Genomic DNA, 233 nt, shown 5'->3' with positions numbered 1-233 from the left:
GCTTCATTCCCTTGCTTAGATCGGAGAGCTTCAGCACATCTTTGTGCAACAGCGGTTTTGGCAGCTCATCACGTGGGTCACGGCCCGGGCGCAGCAAGCTGTCGATAATATCCTGCAAGGTAGGCTCCCCAATCTCCAGCTTTTGCGCTGTTGCCGCGATATCCACCTGCTTCAGTCGTTCCTGGCAATGCTCGCTGCCGATTTCATCAGGTCGAATACCGATGATCTGAAAC

The 233-nt window shown here is 54.1% G+C and carries 1 pseudogene; it reads right to left on the bottom strand.

The annotated features are described in order from the left end of the window. Nucleotides 1-233, bottom strand: a pseudogene (locus MXD62_RS09725) (RNA-binding transcriptional accessory protein); the annotation flags it as partial.

This window comes from Frankia sp. Mgl5 (assembly GCF_023242985.1).
Taxonomy (GTDB): Bacteria; Actinomycetota; Actinomycetes; order Frankiales; family Frankiaceae; genus Parafrankia; species Parafrankia soli.
This window is presented reverse-complemented; position numbering and strand designations above follow the sequence as displayed.